Here is a 4,521-nt window from a genome sequence, read left to right on the forward strand (position 1 = left end):
CAGATCGAGAGCCACGAGCTTGAGCAACTCCTCATCCTTCATCTCGGTCAACACAACGTCAGGCCCGCCGCTCAGAAAATCCCCAGCCAATTGCTGCTTCGACTCAATCATCTGGTCGATCTTGTCCTCCACGGTGCCGCGGCAAATGAACTTGTGCACGAGCACATTCTTAGTTTGCCCGATTCGGAAAGCTCGGTCAGTGGCCTGGTTTTCAACAGCCGGATTCCACCACCTGTCAAAATGGATGACATGTGAGGCCGCGGTAAGATTGAGCCCGGCGCCGCCTGCTTTGAGAGAGAGCACGAAGAACGGGACGTTTTCGTCCTCCTGGAACTGGCGCACAAGTTCCTTGCGCTTCTTGACCTCTGTCTCGCCGTGCAGGACGAGGCCGGCCCGCCCGAACACGGAGCCCAGGAACGCCACCAGCGGCGCCGTTGTCTCCTTGAACTGGGTGAAGATCAACGCCTTCTCCTGCCGGTCGGCAACCACCTCCGCGATGTCGCGCAGACGCGCGAGCTTACCGCTGTCCTCCTCAGCCCATGCGCCGTCGCCGAGCCACTGCGAGGGATGGTTGCAGATCTGCTTCAGCCGCATGAGAAAGGCGAGGACTGTGCCTCTTCGCTGCATTCCATCGACGTCTTCGAGCTGGCGCGCCAGCTCTTCCACCGCTTGCTGGTAAAGCGCCGCCTGCTTGCGGCTCAAGGGGCAGAAGGTTTTCACCTCGATCTTGTCGGGCAAGTCCGCAATGATGCTCTTGTCGGTCTTCAGACGCCGCAGGATATAGGGGCGCACCAGATCGCGGAGTGGGCCGAACGGGTTGTGAGACTGGTCGGCGAGGTGTTTGACGAAGGACGAAAACTGCTTCGACGATCCCAACAGTCCAGGATTGATGAAGTCGAAGATCGACCACAGGTCACTGAGCCGATTCTCAATGGGCGTGCCGGTTAGGGCAATGCGAGTATCGGCCCGGAGCTGCTTGACCGTTTTGGTTTGCTTGGCGGCCGGATTCTTGATGGCCTGCGCCTCGTCAAGCACGACCAGTCGCCATGGTGTGGTACCCAGCCACGGCGAGCGCGCCAGAAAACCGTAGCTCGTGATGACCAGGTCGACATCTGCCAGATTGTCCGCGTCGTCCGCCTTCAGTTTCTCGGCCGGCGCGGCCGATGGATGGACCACGACCGCTTTGAGGCTCGGCGCAAATCGGGCAATCTCCGCGGCCCAGTTGGCGAGCAGCGAGGCCGGGGCCACGAGAAGGCACGGTTTCCGCTTGTCCCCCGCCTCGTTCTTCAGCACCAGCAGCAGCGACAAGACCTGAATGGTCTTGCCGAGCCCCATGTCGTCGGCAAGGCAGGCCCCAAGCCTGAGCTGGGTGAGCAGATAAAGCCATTGCACACCCGTCTGCTGATAGGGCCGCAATGTGCCCAGAAGGAATCTACCGGGATCGATCCGTGCGAGCCCATCGGGGCGGCGCAAGGCCGCCAGCGTCTCCGCCAGCCAGGGACCGGCCACAGTCTGGCTCCAGTCGATGCCGGCTTGCCCGCCGGAGCCATTCTCGGCGATGCCAGCCCCGGCCAGCATGCGCATCGCCTCGCCGAATGATAGACCATCGACGGCGGCGCGGTGCTCGATGGCCTCAAATTGATCGAGTGTCCGACTCAGTCGTGCATGGTCGACCTCGACCCACTTGCCGCGAATTAAGGCCAACCCGTCGGAATGCGCCAGAAGCCGTTTGATTTCGGCCGCCGAGAGTTTTTCGCCGTCGAGCGTCACCTCCATCCGGAAGTCGAGCAGCGCATCCATCCCCAGTTGTGACGGTGCGTTGCCCCCGATCGTTGCCTTCACCTGTGGGCGGGCGGGGCGGTTCATGCGCCAGTTCGCCGGCATCCGCACGACCACCCCGGCGCTTTCGAGCGCGGGCACGTCCTTCAGGAATTGCACCGCCTGTTGTGGGCTCCAGCGCAGCGGGTGAAAAATCTCGCCCGCATCGACCATGGCCTTCAACCAAGGGCAATGCTCGGCGGCGCGCTGGACGGGCGTCAACAACGACAGCAGGCGTTCGCGGTTCCTCGTACCGGCATATTCCTGCAAAGCCTTGCCGAGCGGCAGATGCTGAGCCTTGGCCTCAGCCGAAAGTCGTGTCGTGTAGGTCGCAAGAAACGCGAACGGAGCGTCCTCGTCCTTCCTGTTCTCGGCAAGGTTGAAGTGCACGCGTCCAACCAGGTTCCAGGCTGGATGACGGCTTTTAAGGAACTCCTGCACGGAGAGCTTGACGTCAGCCAGCTCGGCATCGAAGGCCGCATCCATGCCTCGCCAAAGATCCGCCAGGACGGCCGCCGTCAGGTATTCCGCGCCGGTCATGGGCGGAACGGCTGCGGCCATCGTGTCCAGCTCGCCCTCCGCGGGAATTGGCACAGGCGGCTTGGCTCCCTCGCCGATACCGGGAAGGGCGCACAATGCGGTCACATAGCGCGCTCCAAGCTCCCGCCAGTACGACAGCACCGGCGGAAGAACCGTCCCGACCTCGTCGGCGCCCAGGCACAACAGTCCATGCCCGCAACCCCTTACAAACGCCTGCTCAAGCCGCGAGCCCTGCTCGGGCTCCAACGCCAGCGCCTCCCCCGTTTGCCGCAACGTCAGCAACCCATGCGGAGTGAGAACGGGTGCCAGCATCGTCATGACGGATGCGTCCGTACGATCCCACGGATATCTTTTGCGCTCATCGGCGTCATCGTCGTGAAATTCATCGGAACCAAGCGCGAGTTCGGCAAGGTCATCATCGAGTCAGAGGTAACGCTGCAGAATCCTGACATGATGGTAGCGCTGTTCATGCTCATGATCATGAAGAGGTGCACTTGCTGATCCGGATTACATCCCTGGCGCCCCAAGGTCCGCCGCAGCGGCGAACTAATGTAGTTCCTTGGCTGCGCTTCTGCTCCAGATCGTCGGAATAACGAATGACGCACGGTCGGGTCGCGGACGCCACGCTCTTCGGATCGACTCAATGCGCAACGTCGAAGCATCGTTGTTGCGGCATCACGGTCAGTCAAGTTAGCCCGCAATTCGGCCACGGTCTCTCGTTCCGTGTCTCGCTCTCTCACCGGAAATACTGCGTCCGAGCAAGAGACTCCCGTACCACCAAAATGCGCAAATGAGATTCGCGGGCCGCCAACGCCTTTGATGTCGGACGAATTCGTCTCTGCGTGAAAAGCGTCGTTGCCAATGTGGCGCAAAGTCCCGGAAACCACGAAGGAATTCGCACGAATGAAAAGACAAAAATAAGAGATATATCAATTACTTAGTTCGTGGCGGAGAGGGAGGGATTCGAACCCCCGATACGGTTGCCCGTATGCCGCATTTCGAGTGCGGTGCATTCAACCGCTCTGCCACCTCTCCGGAGCCGAAAACGGCCTGAAAAGGCCGCATGCGGACGGCCGCTATCTAACCAAGCGCGCCAAGAGAGACAAGAGACAGACAAGGGTCGCGCGACGTATATTGAGCGACTTGGAAAGGGAGCCGGCCGCCGACCGGCAAAACGATGCCCGACGCGCTGAAATTCGACCGCATCCGCAAGGAATTGCCCGGGGTCTGCGCGACGCTCGGTCTGGTCGGCGTCCTGACCATCGCGCTTTTCTCGATGGTGTGGGAATTAGGGCTCGAACACGGCTCCCTCGTCTATCTGCTCCCGGTGGTGATCGCGGCCACGCGCTGGGGAATCGTATCGGCGATCGTTGCAGCGGTGTGCGGGGTGCTCGCCTCCGCCTTTTTCTTCTATCCGCCGCTTTACAGCTTCCGCATCACGAATCCGCAGGAAGTCGTCAATCTGATCCTGTTCATCTTCGTCGCGGTGGTGGTGAGCCAGCTCGCCACCCGGCTCAAACGCCAATTGGAGATGGCTCGCCAGCGCGAGATCGACCTGCGCGATCTTTATGCCTTCTCGCGCCGGCTGGCGGTGGCATTCGACGTGTCCGACATTCATGCCGCGATCGAAGACCACCTCGCCACCATCATGCAGCGCAAAGTCGTCCTGTTCGCCAGTGCGCGCGATGCTTCCGGCAGCAGCGGACGGCGCGCCGGCGTCACGGTGCCGGAGGCCGTGCTCACCCAGGTCGTCGAAGTTGCATCCAGCCGTCGCGACGCCATCAGCGGCGTGACGGTGACCGCCGAAAGCGGCGACGTCTGGCTGATCCGCGCGGTGTCGCCCAAGAGTTCCGAGTTCGGCGTCATCGCGATCGATCTCGGCCGCGAATCCCAGGAAAGCTCGGACGAGTTGCGCATCCGGGTCGATGCGGTGCTGGCCGACGCCACCGCGACGCTGGAACGGCTAGGCGTCGCGCACGCCATCAGCGAGGCGCGTATGCGCGCGCAGACCGACCAGTTGCGCGAGGCCTTGATCGGCTCGGTCAGCCACGAGTTGCGCACGCCGCTCGCCTCCATCCTCGGCGCCGCCACCGTGCTGAGCGCGGCGCCGGCGCTGGCGAACGAAAAGAAACTCCGGGCGCTGGTGCACGACGTGCGCGACGA

General features: G+C 62.3%; 3 protein-coding genes and 1 tRNA gene. 2 read left to right on the top strand and 2 right to left on the bottom strand.

Features of this window, described 5'->3' with window-relative positions; genetic code table 11:
* The coding region (locus tag VF515_14285; protein ID HEX7408800.1) for a DEAD/DEAH box helicase at nucleotides 1-2,676 on the bottom strand (2,676 nt) is incomplete at its 3' end.
* Nucleotides 2,677-2,733: 57 nt separating this feature from the next.
* On the opposite strand from VF515_14285, the gene VF515_14290 reads away from it, so the two are divergent.
* Complete coding sequence (locus VF515_14290) at nucleotides 2,734-2,859, top strand: hypothetical protein (protein HEX7408801.1); 126 nt, start codon at nucleotides 2,734-2,736, stop codon at nucleotides 2,857-2,859.
* A 444-nt stretch (nucleotides 2,860-3,303) separates the two neighbouring features.
* On the opposite strand, the gene VF515_14295 is transcribed toward VF515_14290, so the two are convergent.
* A tRNA-Ser gene (locus VF515_14295) sits at nucleotides 3,304-3,393 on the bottom strand.
* A 142-nt stretch (nucleotides 3,394-3,535) separates the two neighbouring features.
* On the opposite strand from VF515_14295, the gene VF515_14300 reads away from it, so the two are divergent.
* Nucleotides 3,536-4,521, top strand: a 986-nt coding sequence (locus VF515_14300) for a DUF4118 domain-containing protein (GenBank protein HEX7408802.1), incomplete at its 3' end; no start/stop codon positions are given.

Source organism: Candidatus Binatia bacterium, from assembly GCA_036382395.1.
GTDB lineage: Bacteria > Desulfobacterota > Binatia > HRBIN30 > HRBIN30 > JAGDMS01.